This is a genomic window from Burkholderia semiarida (assembly GCF_029268935.1).
GTDB lineage: Bacteria > Pseudomonadota > Gammaproteobacteria > Burkholderiales > Burkholderiaceae > Burkholderia > Burkholderia semiarida.
Genome location: NZ_JAHLCL010000007.1, coordinates 1,127,387 through 1,143,488 on the forward strand (window position 1 = coordinate 1,127,387; position 16,102 = coordinate 1,143,488).

Below are 16,102 nucleotides of genomic sequence, written 5' to 3' on the forward strand. Positions count from 1 at the left end.
AATCTCTCCGGGGGCCGCAACGTGTCGACGCATGCCAGGAAGCCGCTGATATCGCTCGTCGTGCCTTTTCATGACGAAGAAGAAACGATCGACGCATTCTTTGCCGAAACGCTGCCCGTTCTGGAGTCGGTCGGCTCGGTGCGCTTCGAGATCGTCTGCATCAACGACGGCAGCCGCGACGGCACGCTGGACCGGCTGCTCTCGGTCGCCGCCGGCGACGGGCGCGTGCACGTCGTGGATCTCACCCGCCGCTTCGGCAAGGAGGCGGCGCTCACCGCCGGCATCGACGAAGCAGCCGGCGCGGCCGTGATCCTGATCGACGCCGATCTGCAAGATCCACCGGCCCTGATTCCCGCGATGCTCGAACGCTGGCACGCGGGCGCCGAGGTCGTCGCCGCGAAGCGCACCGACCGGATGTGCGATCCGCTGATGCAACGCGTGGCGGCCTCGCTCTACTACCGCGTGCACAACCGGCTCTCCGAAGTCGAGATGCCCGAAAACGTCGGCGATTTCCGGCTGATGGACCGCGAAGTCGTCGACGCGCTGCGCGCGCTGCCCGAGCGGCGGCGCTTCATGAAGGGGCTCTTCGCGTGGGTCGGCTTTCGCACCGAAATCGTCGAATACGCGCGTGCGCCGCGCAGCGGCGGCCGCTCGAAGTTCTCCGGCTGGCGGCGCTGGAATTTCGCGCTCGAGGGCATCACGAGCTTCAGCACGGTGCCGCTGCGCGTGTGGACCTACGTCGGCCTCGCGTTCGCCGCGCTGTCGTTCGTCTACGGAGCGTACATCGTGATGCGCACGCTGCTGTACGGCAACCCGGTGCACGGCTATCCGTCGCTGATTTCCGTCGTGCTGTTCGTCGGCGGCATCCAGCTGATCGGTATCGGCGTGATCGGCGAATATCTCGGCCGCATCTATCACGAATCGAAGCAGCGCCCCGTCTATCTCGTGCGGCGGCGCTACCGCGCCGAGCGCGATGCGGCCGCGCGACCGGCATCGAAGCTGCTGCAGTTCCCGCTCAAGCGCACGCACCCGGCACGCCGCCGGGCCGCGACGCCGGCGGCCGCGGGCATCGCCGCGCGCAAGGCGTCGTTCAAGTAAGCCCGGGCCACGTCAATTGGATATCCTCCGGCAATCGACGCGGCCGACGGCGCGGCCCGTCGCCGCGTGGCTGACGTCGCGACGCGTCGTCCTGTACAGCGCGCTGATGCTGGTGTCGTACGCGCTGTTCATGTCGATCTGGATCGCGGTCGTTCGTCACGCGTCCGGCAGCGGCGGCGTCATACCCCGCCCGGGGGCGGACTTCTCGGTGTTCTGGTCCGCGTCGTACGTGATGCTGCACGGCACGCCGTCGCACGCATACGATTTTTCCGCATTCTCGCGGCTGACGACCGGGCTGTTTCCGACCCTTCCCCGCGACGTCTTCGCACCGTGGCTGTACCCGCCCACCTATCTGCTGCTCGTGACGCCGCTGGCGCTGCTGCCGTTCGCGCTTGCTTATCCGCTGTTCGTCGCGTTCGGCGTGCTCATGCTCGGCCTCGCCGCGTGGTGCGTATCCGGCCTCCGCGCGATGCCCGGCGCATCGCACGCCGGCGCATTCGCGCTGGTTGCCGCGCCATGCGTGTTCGTCACCGCGACGCTCGGGCAGAACACGTTCCTGACCGCCTCGTGCGCGGCGCTGGCCGTTTACTGGGCCGATCGGCGGCCGATATATGCCGGCCTGTGCATCGCGCTGCTGTCGGTCAAGCCGCAACTGGCGCTGATGTTCCCGTTCGTGCTGGTCGCCGCGCGCGCATGGCGCACGATCATGTGGGCCGCGCTCGCGACCGGCGCGTTCGCCGCGTCGAGCGTGCTCGTCTGCGGCGTCGAGTCGCCGCGCCTGTTCGTCGCCAGCGCCGGCATCGCCCGCTCGATCGTCCTCGAGCATGGCGTCGGGTTCTGGCTCGCGTCGCCCACGCCGTTCGCGGCGTTTCGTCTCGCGGACGTGCCGCTCGGCGCCGCGTATGCCGCGCATGCGTGCATCGCCGCGATCGCGATCTCCGCCGCTTGCATCGTATGGATGCAGTCGCGCGACACCCGCGTGCGTGCGGCCGTACTGGCGGTCGCGACGCTCGTGGCGAACCCGTACGTGTGGCACTACGAACTCGCATGGCTCGCCATCGCGATCGCGTGCATGCTGTCGATCGGCTGGCGCGACGGCTGGCTGCGCGGCGAACAGGCCGCGATCGCGCTGATGTGGGCGCTGCCGATCGTCGAATACCTGAACCCGTGGCTGCAACTGCCGCAGATCGGCCCGGCCGTGACGCTCTTCGCGCTGCTGGTGCTGCTGCGCCGCGCCCGCCACGATGCTCGCAATAGTCACAACGCAAGCCGCGGCGGCACGTACACGCCGTAGTACGGCCCGACGCCCGTCGCGACGCCGGTCATCTTCACCCCGGCGACGAAGTGCCCCTGGATGTACTTGTATGCGCCGCCGAGCGACACGTCGATGTGGAACGCGGCAAATGCGACGATCGGCACGTAGGTGCTGCTCGACGTCTGCGTGACGACCGGCAGCACGACCGTCGCGCCGACCGGCACCGACGTGTAGAGCGTCGCCTTCACGCCGGTCGCGAGATAGATGCTGTCGCCGATATTGAGCGTCGTCGGGTTGCCGGTCACCATCAGGCCGCCCATCGTCGTCGTGTCGGTCGCGGTCGACTGGAACGACGTCCACTGACCGCCCATGCACAGCGCGCCATACGTCTGGCCGTTCGTGATCGAAAACTGGTACGGCAGACCCGTGAGCGGATTGATCAGCGGCTGGTTGGTCTGTGCGTTCCAGTACTGGTTGTACACGCACTGGTCGATCGCGATCGGAAACAGCCCGCCCGCCGCGACGCCGCCCGGCGCGGCGAGCACCGCGATCGCGGTCGCGCCGCCGGATGCGCCGGCGATGCCGAGCAACCCGCCGAGCAGCAGCGGAATCGAGCCGCCGTTGATGCCCGGCGCGCGCGACACGGTCACCTGCACCGCCGGCACGTCGTACGGGCCGGGCGTGATCGTGGTCGGCTGCATCGATGCGGGCGTGCGCGTCACGTTCCAGTAGCCGGTCGTCACGGTGCCGCTCGCGAGCCGCGCACCCGCCGCCGAATTCAGCGCGATCACGCCGTTCGCCGCCGGCGCGGCCTGCGACCAGTTCAGCGGCCCGCCCGTCGGCGACATCATCGCGTCGGCCGCGGCGAGCGCGGCCGCGTCCGCCGCATTCTGCAACTGGTTGCGCACCGTGGCGATCCACGCGATGTCGATCGCCAGCGCGCCGAACGACAGCAGCGGGATCAGGAACATCAGGAAGAACAGCGCGACGGAACCGCGTTCGCGCGCGGCGCCGATGCATCGCGTGCCGGCCGCGTCATTCATAGAGCATCACCGAGGTAGCCGAGATCGTCACGGGGCCGGTCAGCGCGCTGAACGCCGAACCGAGCACCAGCCCCGCATACGTGTAGGTCACCGTGACCGTCAGCGCGGTGCCCGCCGTCGTGCCGTTCGCCTGCGTCACGGTCACTGTCGGCGTCGTCGGCGTGCCGCCGGTGATCAGGCTGTTCTGCGTATAGCTCAGCGCGACGTTGGCGATCTGCGTCGGGGTCAGCATCGGCACGCGCAGCACGACGCCGGCCCGCGCGGCTTCGCGGCTCGCGTTCGTGATCACGGCCTTGTCGCATAGCAGCAGGCTCGTGTCGATGATGCCGATCAGCACCATCAGCAGGAACGGCAGCATCAATACGAATTCGAGGGATACGACGCCGCGCGCGTGGCGGGCGCCCGTCGCCCCGCGTGTCATTTTACGGCCCCCGCGGCGGGCGGCACGGCGCGCGGCTCGAGCGCGGCGCCCTTCGACGGCCGCGACGCATCGCCGACTGGACGCGCCGCGAGCTGCGTACGCACCGCCTGGTACACGCGCAGATTGTCGGCCACCGCCGACGCGGGCAGGTCCGCGGACAGCAGCTTCTTCGCCGAATCGGTGTTGCCGAGCACGCCGTACGCGAACGCGAGGTTCTGGCGCGCCTGCCACGGCGCATCGGGCAGCCCGGCCACGTCGAGCAGCACGTTCACGCCTTCGCGCGGACGATTGCTCAGCACGAGCGACAGCCCGAGGTCGACCCGCAGCCCCTGCGCGTCCGGATGCGCGCTCAGCGCGTCCCGGTACACGGTCTGAGCGTCCTCGTGGCGGCCCTGAAGATCGAGCACCGTGCCGAGCCCCTGCGCCGCGAGCGGCAGGTTTGGCTGCGCGGCAAGCAAGTCGCGATAGCGGCGCGCGGCCTCGTCGAGTCGCCGCTGTCGCAACGCGACGCGCGCGAGCCCGACCTGCGGGCCCAGTTCGGCCGGCGCAAGCTGCCGCGCCTGCTCGTACAGAATACGCGCGCGCTCCAGATCGCCGGCGCGATAGTTCACGTCGGCAAGCCCCAGTTGCGCGGCGAGCGAATCGGGATGCCGCGCCAGCACCTTCGCGTACAGCGTCGACGCGAGATCGACGTTGCCGCCGGCCAGCGCGCTGTCGGCGATGCGCAATTCGGCCTGCGGGTCGTCGCTCTTGTGCGACAGCGCCGGCCGCGTCTGGATACCCGGCGCGCAGCCGCCGGCGAGCAGCGGCAGCACGGCCGCGAAGGCGAACGCACGGAGCGCGGGGCCTGTCATTTGAACACCTCGAGCAAACGGATGGCCGCCGGGCCCGCCGCGATCAGGCCGACCGTCGGCAGGATGAACAGCATCATCGGCAGCGTGATCTTCGGCGCGAGCTTCGCGGCCTGCTCCTCGAGCGCGACGATCTGCTCGGTGCGCTCGCTGCGCGACAGCGTTCGCAGCGCCTGCGTGATCGGCGTGCCGAACCGCTGCGATTGCGTGAGCGTCGTGGCGAGCGACCGCGCCGACGCGAAGTCGACGCGGATCGCGAAATGCGTGAGCGCTTCGGACACGTTGCCGCTCAGCGTCAGCTCGTCCGCGCACACCGTCAGCTCGTCGGCGAGCGGCGGGCAGATACGCCTGAGTTCGCGCGCGACGCGCCGCACGCCCGACACGAGGCTGTTGCCGGCCATCGTGCAGATCACGAGCAGGTCGAGCGCATCCGGAAAGCATGCGGCGATGATCCGCCGGCGCCGCCGGATCATCGCGCCGAGCACGTATTCCGGCACGATCACGCCGACCACGAACGCGGCGACCATCGCCACCGCCCGGATCACGAAGTATTCGCCGAAGCGCGGAATATACGGACTGAACACCATCGCGACGCCGGCGAGCAGCACGCCGCAACTGAGCTTGATGCCGATCATCGACGACACCGCGCGCCGTTCGCGAAAGCCCGCGCGCGCCAGTTGCAGCCCGAGCTTCGCGCGCTGCATCGGATCGAGCACGGGCAGCCGCTCGCCGAGCTGCGCGAGCCGCCGCGTCAGGTCCCGACGCACGTCGCCCGGCTGCAGGCGCCCCGCTCCCAGCGCGGGCGACCGCTGTCCGGCGGCCTGCTGCACGCGCATGGCGATGCGCCGGCGCGTGCCGCCGCCCGGCGTCGCGAGCGCCGCCGCGACGCACGCGAGCAGCAGCAACAGTTCGAGGCCGCGGGCGGCCAGCATCGACATCGTCATCGTGCAGTATCCAGTTTCGAGATCTTGCGAATCGTCAGCAGTCCGATCGTCAGCAGCGTCGCGGCGATCGTCAGCATCACGCGTCCGGCATGCGTATCGAACAGCAGCATCACGTATGCGCGGTTCACGAGGAACAGCGCGCCGATCATCACGAACGGCACCGCCGAGATGATCTTCGTCGTGATCCGCCCCTCGGCGGTCAGCGCGCGCGTCTTCAGGCGGATGTCGCGGCGCGTGCGGATGATGCTCGACAACTCGTCGAGCGTCTCGCCGAGGCTGCCGCCGGTCTCGCGCTGCAGCAGCAGGTAGACGGTGAAGAACGAGAAATCCGCGATCATCAGCCGGTCCGCCGCGTGCGTCAGCACGTCCTTCAGATCCGCGCCGACGCGCAGGCTGTCGCCCATCGTGCGGAAGGTCGAGCGCACCGGCTCGGCGGCGCTGTCGCCGACCGTGCTGATCGCCTGCGTGACCGGAATGCCCGCGCGCACCGCCCGCACGATCAGGTCGATCGCGTCGGGGAACCCCTCCAGAAAGCGCAGCCGGAAGCGCTCGACCAGCGCGCGATAGCTCGCGCGCATCGCGATCAGCGGCAGCCCGACGTATATCGCCGGATGCGCCACACGCGGCAGCGCCACGAGCTTCACCACGACGATCCCCGCGATCGCGCCGGCGATCATGCTCGCGACGACGATCCGCAGCCCGCGCTCGCCGCCGACCGCGCGCACGCGCGTCACGTAGCGCTGCGCCCATGCCCGCACGCGGGTCTGCCGGCGCGGCAGGTTGAACAGCGCGACACCGGCCCCGGCTGCCGCACCGGCGGCCCGGCCCGTCAGCGATGGCGCAATGCGCTGCATCCGCGCGCGAATGCGCTGCTCCGGCGTCTGGCGCGCACGGTCCAGCAACGCCGACAGGCCGAGCCCCACCGCGAGGATGACGACGAAGGCGCCGAGGGCGAACAGGTCCGCGGTCCTCATTGCCGGAACGCCTCGTTAAGCGCGTCCTCGACGCCGTAATACGCGGCGCGCGGCGCGAAGGCGGGCCGCAGCGACGACGCCTCGAACACGCCCTTCACCGCGTCGCGCGTCGTGTCGCCTTCCTGGCGGAACGCGAACAGGTCCTGCGTGATCACGACTTCGCCTTCCATCCCGACGATCTCGGTGATCCGCGTCACGCGGCGCACGCCGTCGCGCATCCGCTCGACCTGCACGAACAGATGCACGGCGCTCGCGATCTGGCGCCGGATCGACAGCAGCTGCAGGTTCGCGTTCGCCATCATGACCATGCTTTCGAGCCGGCTGATCGCGTCGCGCGGCGAGTTCGCATGGATCGTCGTCATCGAGCCGTCGTGGCCCGTGTTCATCGCCTGCAGCACGTCGAATGCCTCCGCGCCGCGGATTTCGCCGAGGATGATGCGGTCGGGCCGCATGCGCAGCGCGTTGCGCACGAGATCGCGCTGCGAGATGCCGCCGAGCCCTTCCGTGTTCTCCGGCCGCGTCTCGAGGCTCACCACATGCGGCTGCAGCAGTTGCAGCTCGGCGGCGTCCTCGATCGTCACGATCCGCTCGTGCTCCTCGATGTGCTGCGACAGCGCGTTGAGCAGCGTCGTCTTGCCCGACCCGGTGCCGCCCGAGATCACGATGTTCAGCCGGCACGCGCATGCGATCTTCAGGACCTGCAGCATCCCGTGCGAGATGTTGCCCTGATGCGCCATCCGCGCGAGCGTGATGTCGCGCTTCGCGAACTTGCGGATCGAGATCGACGCGCCGCGCATCGCGATCGGCGGCAGCACCACGTTCACGCGGCTGCCGTCGGCAAGACGCGCATCGACCATCGGGCTGCTCTCGTCGACGCGGCGCCCGACCGCCGCCGCGATCCGCTGCGCGACGCTCGTCACGTGCGCGTTGTCGCGAAACTTCAGCGGCGTGAGCTCGAGCCGGCCCGCGCGTTCGACGTACACCTGGTCGGGGCCGTTCACGAGGATGTCGGACACGGTGTCGTCGGCAAGCAGCGGCTCGATCGGCCCGACGCCGAACATGTCGTTCAGGATCGCGTCGACGATCAGCACCTGCTCGCCCGTGGTGATCTTCAGGCGCTCGCGCTCGACCGTGTGCGCGGCCACCTGTTCGATGCCGGCCCGCACTTCGTCGCGCGTCTTCATCAGCGCGGCCGACATGTTCATCGACGCGAACACCGCCGAGCGGATCGCGTCGAACTTGCCGGAGCGGATGAGCGCCTCCTGGGTATCGGCCGCCGCGGCCGCACGCGCCGACGTGGACATGGACGCAGGCACCGGGCTTACGGCCGGCGCGGGCGCGGTGTCGTGCGGCGCGGTGCGAGAACCCGCCGGCGCAGGGTCCGGTGTCGGCTGCTTGCGGGTACCGAACGTCACGATCCCTTCCTCCATTTGATGAAGCGCGCATACCACGGCTCGGCGACGGCCATCGATTCGCCGGTGATGCCGTTCGCGAGCAGCCGGATCTCGTCCAGGAAGCCGCGGCGTTTCGAGCGTTCGATCGGCTCGCCCAGGTTCTCCGCGATCGCGAGCGACTGCGCCTCGTGCGGCAGCTCGCGCAATTGCACACCGCCGAACGCATCCTCGAAATCCGACTGCGCGACGCGCCCCTTGACCGGCTCGAGCGGATTGTTCAGCACCATCGACAGCAGCCGCTCGCCCGGCATTTCCTTCACGAAGCGCGCAAGCCGTGCGGCCTCGTACGCGGCGTGCACCGACCGGTCGGCGACGATATAGACGAGATCGGACGCCGTCAGCGCATCCTCGAACAGCTTGCCGGCGCGGTAGCCGACGTCGAACAGCACGTAATGGAAGCGGTCCTTCAGCATGTCGACGAGCTGCGCGATCGCATCGTCGCGCAGCAGCGCGTCTTCGCCGTATGCGAGTTCGGCCGACAGCACGTGCAGGCGGTCGCCCTTCGTGACGAACATGCGGTCGAACAGCGCGTCGTCGGGGCGCAGCTCCATGTTCAGCAATTCGATCAGCCCGTTGTTGCTCGACAGCCCGAGCATCGAGTTCGCGCCGCCGCCATGCAGGTTCAGGTCGACGTACGCGACGCGCCGACGCTTCTCCCCCGCCAGGCAGCGCGCGAGGCTGACCGCGATCGTCGTCGCGCCGACGCCGCCGCGCGCGCCGACGAAGCTCACGATCTTGCCGGTGCGCACCTGCACGACCGACTCCGTCGTGGTCAGCGCGCGCCGCATCAGCTCGACGGTCAGCGGCTTGACGATGTAGTCCTGCACGCCGATGCCGAGCAGGTTGCGGAACAGCCCGACGTCGTTCTGCGTGCCGATCGCGACGACCCTCACCGACGGATCGCACACGTCCGCGAGCCGCATCAGGTCCGACACCGGCAGCACCGAATCCGACACGTCGACGATCAACTGGCGCGGCGAGCGCTCTTGCTGCTGCAGCAATCGGATCGCGTCGTCGCAGTCGCCCGGGTGCACTTGGGCGCGCGCGATCGACAGATCCTGCGCGACGCGGCGGATCACGTCCTCGCTGCCCGCATCGGACACGACCGCGAGGAGATCCGCCGCTCCGGCGGAGGCGGCGCGCTTGGCGTTCTGGCGGTCGAGGACGTTCATGGGCGGCATCGCGATCGCATCGTGAGTGGGTCAATGACCGGGCGAGCCGGTCGTCGTCTGCGTCTTGCCCGGCGCGGGCTGCTTCACGCGGTCCTCGACGTAGCGGCGCACCGCGTCGGCCGCCACTTGCGCATCGGCGCCGCCGTACGGCACGGGCGCGACGAGGTCTTCCGGGCGCGCGAGCATCGTCGCGAGATTCGTGTAGGTCGCGCAGCCGAACGGCACGCCGGGCCGCCCGAACCCTGCATCGACGAGATGCGACGGCTGCATCAGCTTCGCGCAGTCGGGCGGCACCGCGCGCACGCCGTCGAAGCCGATCGCGCGCGCATCGGGCAGGTTGATCGGCGGCGGCGCCGACAGGCAGGCCGCGAGCGCCAGCGGCAACGGTGCGGTGAACAGGGTTCGAACTCGCATGCGCGCTCCTTGGCTCAGTACACGAAGCCCGCGGCGCCGACGAGACGCGGCGTGTCGCCCGACAACAGGTCCAGCCCGAGATTGCGCTGGATCGCGAACTCGAGGTCGCTGCTCGGCCGCGCGACGGTGTCGAGCGCCTGCTCGAGCTGGCCCGGCCCGGTCGGCTGCACGATGTAAGGCGTCACGATCACGACGACCTCGGTCTTGTGGTCCTGGAAGTTCTTCGATGAAAACAGCCGGCCGATGATCGGCAGCCGGCCGAGCCCCGGGACCTGCGACACGGTATCCGCGGTCTGGCTCTGCAGCAGGCCGCCGATCGCGAAGCTCTGCCCGCTCGACAGCTCGACCGTCGTCTCCACGCGCCGCACGGAGAGCCCCGGCACCGTGATGCTGCCAGTCGTCACGCTGTTGCTCGTATCGACCTCGCTCACTTCCGGGCGCACCTTCAGGCTGATCCGGTTGTCGGCGAGCACGGTCGGCGTGAAGTCGAGCGACACGCCGAACGGCTTGTACTCGACCGTGATCGCGCCGGTCGTGTTGCCGGCCTGCGCGACCGGAATCGGAATCTCGCCGCCCGCGAGGAAGCTCGCGGTCTGCCCGGACATCGCGGTAAGGTTCGGCTCCGCGAGCATCGTGATCAGCCCTTCCTGGTCGAGCGCATCGAGCACGACGTCGATCGACCAGCGCCCCGTATGGAAGCCGCCGAGCACCGAATACGCGCCGCTCGGCGACAGGTTGAACAGCTTGTTCGTCGGATCGAACAGCGTGCGTCCGTTGAACAGCCCGCCGACGAAGTTGCCTGCCGCGCCGAGCGAACTCCAGTTGATGCCGAGCTGCTGCGTGATGTTGCGGCTCACTTCCGTCACGCGCACGCGCAGGTTCACCTGGATCGGGCGCGACAGCGTGAGCCGGTTGACGATCTTTTCCTTGTCGCTCACATAAGGCGCGAGCGACTGCATCACGGCGTCCGCGTCGGCCGCGCTCGGCACCTTGCCCGACACCATCAGCGAGCCGGGCGCGCCGGACACCGACAGCTTCAATTGCGGGAAGCGGCTGTCGAGCACCGTCTGCAGCGATGCGGTATCGACCTGCACGATCACGGTCCGGCGCAGGATCGGCCGATGATTCGCGCCGAGCGCGATCAGCGAGGTCGTGCCGGCCTTCTTGCCGAACACGAACACGGTGCGCGGCGACGGCACCTGGATGTCCGCGATGCTGGGGTCCGCGACGAACATCGCGGTCGCCGGTTCCGGCAACGACAGCATCTCGCCCTTGCCGGTCGCGATCGACAGCGCCGCGACGGCGTCCGCCGCCTGCGCGCGCTGCGCGAGCGCGGCGCCCGGCGCGACGACGCAGGCCACGCACCAGAAAGCGATCCAACGAACCGTGCGCACCATTCGTGTTCCCGTCAAATGCCGGCCGCCGGGCGGCCGGTTCCGAATCGACACCTCGTCATCGCGTCACTGCGCGACCGCCGCCCGCGGCACCTGCGCCGTCGCGTCGGCGGCGGCAGTGCCCGCTGCGGGCGCAGCCGGCGCAACCGGCGTGCCCGGCCAGCCGGATGGCAACGGCGGAAGGCCCGGCGTACCGACACCACCGCCGCCGCCACGCGAGCCGTCATCCACCGATGAACCGCGATAGATCACCACCGTATTGCCCTGCGGTGCCGGCCGCGCGCCCGTGTCGGCTTTCGCGGACGGCGAGCGCGCCGCGTCGCGGAACGCGCGCGATACGTCGCCGGCCCACACCGGCGGCGTATCGGGCTCCTGTTCGGCGCCGCCCGCCGCATCGCGGCGGTCGCTCGTCGCGAAGCTGCGCAGCGCGAGCGACAGCGAACCGAGGCGCGTCGCGACCAGCACGACCTGCGCCGTGCGCGGCGCGACCTCGAGCGTGACCGTGCGCGCGCGCACCGGTGCATCGGGCGCGCTCGCGGGCGCCTTCGCGCGCTGGAATTCCGAGCCGACGGCGAGCACGCGAGCACGGCGCACGACCGTCTCCGCTTCGAACGTGCCGGGTGTCGTCGCGGACCCCCCGATCTGCTGCGTGAGCACGACGTCGACGAAGTCGCCCGGCTGGATCAGCCCTGCGTTGCCCGACACGTCGTCGACCGGCACCGAGATCGCGCGCATGCCCGGTTGCAGCGCGGCCGCGAGAAAGTCCGGCGCGCCAGCCGGAATCACGTTGTCCGCGCGGATCGGCGTACCGGCGTCGACGCGGTTGCGCAGCAGCGCACCCTTGAGCTCCGCGCCCGGCTGGGACTCGACGAATGCACCGGCCGGCACCTGCGCGCTCGGGATGCGCTTCCACGCGAGATCGTTGTCGCGCAGCAGCAGCCCTTCGGGCAGGTCGGCCGCCGCGACGCGCACGTTGACGTCGCTCGCCGCGCCGGGCGCCGCCGGCGTCGACGCGGCGACATAGAGCTGGCGCAGGACGAACGCACCGACGGCGGCAGCGATGATCAGCACGGCCATTCTCAGAGGTTTGGGCATGGCGGCGTGCGTCCCCGCTAGGTGAGCGAAACCGCGTGTGGAAACGGCGCCCAGACGGCCAGTGCGCCGCCGAGCGAAAGCGCGACGCCGTACGGCACGCCGCGCGTGTCGATCGTGCGCGCCGGTGCGATGCGCCAGCGCTGCCATGCGACGGCCGCGAGCACGGCGAGACCGCACGCCGCGCCGCTCGCGCCGACGATCGTCAGCACCGGCAGCGCGAGGCCCGGCCCGGCCCACAGGAAGACGGCCGCCGCCAGCTTCACGTCGCCGCCGCCGATCCAGCCGGCGTGACGCAGTCCGGCGAACAGCAGCAGCATCGCCGCCGCGGTCCCCACGTGAGCGGCGAGCTGCGCGAGCCCGTCGCGCGCGAGCGCGGCCGCGACGAAATACAGCATCGCGAACGTGAGCACCGTGCGGTTCGACAAGCGCCGCGTGCGCACGTCCTGCAGCACGAGCGACACCAGCACGAGCGTCGCCGCCGACTGTACGAGATGGAGCATCGGAGAGCCGTCCGTCGGCGCGCCCCGGCTGGATACGGTACCGCTGCGGATCCGTGTATTCGTCGGCGGCGCGCGGGTTCAGGGAGGTCAGATCAGCGCGGTGACCTTGTTCATCAGCGACGTGAACACGGCCGGCAGGCCACCGGTGTTGCTGCTCAGGATCACCCCGACCGCCGCCAGCGCGACGACCACGATGCCGGCGAGTACCGCGTATTCGAGCGAGCTGACGCCGCGTTCATCACGCAGCAGGGATTTGACGTAGTGCAGCATGCCAACCTCCGTGTGACGGGGTCGTTGATCGACCGTTGAATGTAAAGACGCGGTGTTGCTTCGGTGGCGCACTGCGTTCGCCCATTCATGACTCATGCGACAGCCTGGCAACGGGCCGTTCGCATCCCCCGGAATCCATTCGATCGCTGCAACGCGCGGACGTCGGCAACGGCCATTGCCAGCGCCCGCTTGTTGCGTGCCCGCATCGGCATGATGCGGATCAGCCTGATTCGTCTAGGGTATAGACAATTTTTTCGGCGTTTTCAAATAATTTAGCGTCGAAATGTATTTATGAAAATGCCCGTGCACAAGTGAATCCGGAACTCGACGCGCGGGGTAATTACTGCGCCCTCCATGATGTCATCGTGAGCCCGATTAAGAATCCTTACTGCTTCGGATGGGCGATTTCCGGAACCGGGAACAATTTACGCATTTGTTCAATTTTTGACCGCCGCGCAATCCTCCTTATTACCTGGGTATCGATCCTTGGCGATCGATCCGGGCACCACGTGCTGCTCGATCGGCGTCGCACGGCGTGATCCACGATTGCACTTTCCAGGTCCATTCACGTGCCGTCACGACTGCGGACAATAACGCGCGGCGGCGCCTTCCGGTCAAGGGCGATTGCGCGGTTCCGCCACGTCGAGAGACCGCGGCGGAGACCGGCGAATGCCGAGACGCGCCACCCCGAGATCCCCGCCGCTCAGCGACGTGTGCTCGAACCGCTGGAACGACTCGGCAATGTGCTTGCGCAGCAGCGCGACGTCCCATGGCTTGATCAGCAGCTTCTGAACGGACCCGTTGCCGGACGCGTCGGCGATCGACGCGCCGTCGCCGTAGCTGGACAGCAGGATGCGCACGATGTCCGGGTACAGCGCCTTGACCCGCTGCAGCAGGTCGAGCCCGGACACGCTCGACATCCGGAAGTCCGACACGATCACGCCGACGCGATGCTGGGCCAGCAGGTCGAGCGCTTCGTCGGGATCGGTGGTGTCGAGAATCTCGTAGCCGTCGCGGCCGAGCGCCTGCCGGAGCATCTGCAGCACCGCGCGGTCGTCGTCCACCAGCAGCAGCGTGCGGTGCAGCAGTTCGCGCTGCCGGCAGTGCTCGGGCAGCTCCGAGCCGGCGGACAGCATGTCGGCGATCTCGTCGCCGGTGACCGGATGGCTGAAGTAGTAGCCCTGCATCGCATGGCAGCGATGCCGGTTCAGGAACGACAGCTGGGCTTCCGTCTCCACGCCCTCGGCCACCGTCTCCATGTGCAGCGACTCGGCCATCGCGATGATCGAGCGCGTCAACGACGCGCCTTCCGCGCTGGTGGTGACGTCGCTGAGGAACGAACGATCGATCTTGACGACGTCGATCGGCAATTCCTTCAGGTAGGACAGGCTCGAATAGCCGGTGCCGAAATCGTCCAGCGACAGCACGACGCCGAGCGCCTTCAGTTCGCGCAGCGTATGGGCGATCGCATTGGAGTCCTCCATCAACACGCTTTCGGTCAGTTCCAGTTCGAGCGAGTCCGGCTCGAGACCGGTTTCCGCGAGCGCGGTGCGCACCAGGTGGGCCACGTCCTGCTGCCGGAACTGGCGCGCGGACAGGTTGACGGCAATCCGGATCGGCGGATGCCCTTCCCGGCGCCACGCGACGGCCTGGGCGCACGCGGTGCGCAACACCCATTCTCCGATCGGCAGAATCAGCCCGGTTTCTTCGGCGATCGGGATGAAGCGGTCGGGCGGAATCACGCCGATTCCCGGACGTCGCCAGCGAATCAGCGCTTCGACGCCGCTGATCTGGCCGGTCTTGAGATCGACCTTCGGCTGATAGTACAGCTCGAGTTCGCCATTCGACACGGCCTGGTGCAGCGCGTTTTCGAGGATGGCGTGCTCCTCGACGCGCGCGCCCAGTTCGCGCGTATAGAAGCTGTAGCAGTTGCGTCCGTGTTCCTTCGCGCAATACAGCGCGGCATCGGCCGTCTTCAGCAGCGTCTCCGCGTCGGTGCCGTCGGTCGGGTAAAGGCTGACGCCGACGCTCGTCGTCACGTGCAGGTCGTGGCCGTCGAGCACGAACGGCGCGACGAAGGTGTCCAGGATCTTGCGGGCGATCGCGTCCGCGTCCGACGCCGTCGACAGGTTGACCAGCATCACGACGAACTCGTCGCCGCCAAGCCGCGCGACCGTGTCGCCGTCGCGCACCGAACTCTTGAGCCGCGCGGCGACGACCCGCAGCAGCCCGTCGCCCGCCGAGTGGCCGAAGCTGTCGTTGATGTGCTTGAAGCGGTCCAGGTCGAGCACCATCACCGCGATCAGTTGCCCGGTGCGCCGCGCCTGCGACATCGCCTGCTCCATCCGGTCGCCGAGCAGGTTGCGGTTCGGCAGGCCGGTCAGCGCGTCGTGATTGGCGAGGTATTCGATGCGGCCCTGCTGCATCTTGCGCTCGGTGATGTCCTGGACGATGCCGCGCAGGATGATCGCGTGATTCGGATCGCGGCCGGACTCCGCCTGATGCAGCACGTAGCGCTCGGTGCCGTCCGCATGGATCAGCCGATGCTCGATCGAGAACGCGACGCCTTCGGTGCGCAGGCTCGCGTAGGACTGCACGAGGAGCGGCTGCTCGTCGGGCGGAACGGCCTGCACGAGGCGTTCGAACGTCGGCGGCGTGTGGGCGGCGTCGAGCCCGAGAATCCGGTACAGCTCCGGCGACCAGTAGCCGTCGGTCCGCCCCGCCTGGTATTCCCAGTTGCCGAGGTGCGCGAGCGCCTGCGCATGCGTGAGGCTGACTTCGGTCGTCGCCAGCTTTTCGACCGCCGCGGCCGCGCGCAACAGATAACGGACCCGATAGCCGAGCAGTTTCCACCGCATCGGCTTGGACACGAAGTCGGTCGCGCCGGCGTCGAACGCGCTGGCGATCGACGCGTCGTCGTCGTTGCCCGTGAGCATGACGATCGGCACGCGGCGGCCCTCGGGCAACGCGCGCAGCGCCCGGCAACAGTCGAATCCGTCGCCGCCGGGCATTTCGACGTCGAGCAGCACGACGACCGGACGATGACGCAGGAACGCATCGATGCCCGCCTGCGGACCCGTCGCTTCCTCGACGCGAAAGCCTTCCTGTTCGAGCGTTTCCACGACCAGCAGGCGCGTCATTGCATCGTCGTCGATGATCAGAATCGTCGGTACATCGGCATGCTCGTCGTTCACGACCGTCCTCCTGTTGTACTGCC

At 69.0% G+C, this 16,102-nt stretch carries 15 protein-coding genes; 2 read left to right on the plus strand and 13 right to left on the minus strand.

Annotated elements, in window-relative coordinates; translation table 11 throughout:
• The first annotated feature begins 21 nt into the window (after positions 1 to 21).
• Together KPB06_RS18095 and KPB06_RS18100 are read left to right on the plus strand one after the other, a co-directional pair.
• Positions 22 to 1,098 carry a glycosyltransferase family 2 protein gene (locus KPB06_RS18095; RefSeq protein ID WP_059573833.1) on the plus strand — a complete coding sequence of 359 codons (1,077 nt, stop codon included), beginning with the start codon at positions 22 to 24 and terminating at the stop codon, positions 1,096 to 1,098.
• Positions 1,099 to 1,114: 16 nt separating this feature from the next.
• Positions 1,115 to 2,392: a glycosyltransferase family 87 protein gene (locus KPB06_RS18100; protein ID WP_059573834.1), complete on the plus strand. Its 1,278-nt coding sequence runs from the start codon at positions 1,115 to 1,117 to the stop codon at positions 2,390 to 2,392.
• On the opposite strand, the gene KPB06_RS18105 is transcribed toward KPB06_RS18100, so the two are convergent.
• The 13 genes from KPB06_RS18105 to KPB06_RS18165 all read right to left on the minus strand — a co-directional run bounded on the left by KPB06_RS18105 (position 2,356) and on the right by KPB06_RS18165 (position 16,079).
• The gene (locus KPB06_RS18105) at positions 2,356 to 3,396 is read right to left on the minus strand and encodes a TadG family pilus assembly protein (RefSeq protein ID WP_059573835.1); all 1,041 of its coding nucleotides are present in this window, start codon (positions 3,394 to 3,396) and stop codon (positions 2,356 to 2,358) included. The two genes, KPB06_RS18100 and KPB06_RS18105, sit on opposite strands and share 37 nt — an antisense overlap.
• Positions 3,389 to 3,817, minus strand: coding sequence for a TadE/TadG family type IV pilus assembly protein (locus KPB06_RS18110; RefSeq protein WP_059573836.1), 429 nt, complete (start codon positions 3,815 to 3,817; stop codon positions 3,389 to 3,391). The genes KPB06_RS18105 and KPB06_RS18110 overlap by 8 nt, the downstream gene beginning before the upstream one ends.
• Positions 3,814 to 4,671: a tetratricopeptide repeat protein gene (locus KPB06_RS18115; RefSeq protein ID WP_059573837.1), complete on the minus strand. Its 858-nt coding sequence runs from the start codon at positions 4,669 to 4,671 to the stop codon at positions 3,814 to 3,816. Before KPB06_RS18115 ends, KPB06_RS18110 begins: the two co-directional genes overlap by 4 nt.
• On the minus strand, positions 4,668 to 5,612 hold the full coding sequence (locus KPB06_RS18120; RefSeq protein WP_059573838.1) for a type II secretion system F family protein: 945 nt from the start codon (positions 5,610 to 5,612) through the stop codon (positions 4,668 to 4,670). Before KPB06_RS18120 ends, KPB06_RS18115 begins: the two co-directional genes overlap by 4 nt.
• The gene (locus KPB06_RS18125) at positions 5,609 to 6,586 is read right to left on the minus strand and encodes a type II secretion system F family protein (protein WP_059573839.1); all 978 of its coding nucleotides are present in this window, start codon (positions 6,584 to 6,586) and stop codon (positions 5,609 to 5,611) included. Before KPB06_RS18125 ends, KPB06_RS18120 begins: the two co-directional genes overlap by 4 nt.
• Positions 6,583 to 8,001, minus strand: coding sequence for a TadA family conjugal transfer-associated ATPase (locus KPB06_RS18130; protein ID WP_059574311.1), 1,419 nt, complete (start codon positions 7,999 to 8,001; stop codon positions 6,583 to 6,585). Before KPB06_RS18130 ends, KPB06_RS18125 begins: the two co-directional genes overlap by 4 nt.
• Positions 7,998 to 9,221: a CpaE/TadZ family protein gene (locus KPB06_RS18135; RefSeq protein ID WP_059573840.1), complete on the minus strand. Its 1,224-nt coding sequence runs from the start codon at positions 9,219 to 9,221 to the stop codon at positions 7,998 to 8,000. Before KPB06_RS18135 ends, KPB06_RS18130 begins: the two co-directional genes overlap by 4 nt.
• Positions 9,222 to 9,242: 21 nt before the next feature.
• Positions 9,243 to 9,626: a CpaD family pilus assembly lipoprotein gene (locus KPB06_RS18140; RefSeq protein ID WP_059573841.1), complete on the minus strand. Its 384-nt coding sequence runs from the start codon at positions 9,624 to 9,626 to the stop codon at positions 9,243 to 9,245.
• A gap of 14 nt (positions 9,627 to 9,640) precedes the next feature.
• A complete protein-coding gene (locus KPB06_RS18145; protein ID WP_059573842.1) occupies positions 9,641 to 11,023 on the minus strand; it encodes a type II and III secretion system protein family protein in 1,383 nt (460 codons plus the stop codon).
• A 63-nt stretch (positions 11,024 to 11,086) separates the two neighbouring features.
• Complete coding sequence (gene cpaB, locus KPB06_RS18150; protein ID WP_059573843.1) at positions 11,087 to 12,115, minus strand: Flp pilus assembly protein CpaB; 1,029 nt, start codon at positions 12,113 to 12,115, stop codon at positions 11,087 to 11,089.
• Between the two features lie 17 nt (positions 12,116 to 12,132).
• Entirely contained in the window at positions 12,133 to 12,615 is a 483-nt protein-coding gene (locus tag KPB06_RS18155) for an A24 family peptidase (RefSeq protein ID WP_059573844.1), read from the minus strand.
• Positions 12,616 to 12,702: 87 nt separating this feature from the next.
• Positions 12,703 to 12,885 carry a Flp family type IVb pilin gene (locus tag KPB06_RS18160; RefSeq protein ID WP_059573845.1) on the minus strand — a complete coding sequence of 61 codons (183 nt, stop codon included), beginning with the start codon at positions 12,883 to 12,885 and terminating at the stop codon, positions 12,703 to 12,705.
• A 614-nt stretch (positions 12,886 to 13,499) separates the two neighbouring features.
• Positions 13,500 to 16,079: an EAL domain-containing protein gene (locus KPB06_RS18165; RefSeq protein WP_060011738.1), complete on the minus strand. Its 2,580-nt coding sequence runs from the start codon at positions 16,077 to 16,079 to the stop codon at positions 13,500 to 13,502.
• Positions 16,080 to 16,102 lie beyond the last annotated feature (23 nt).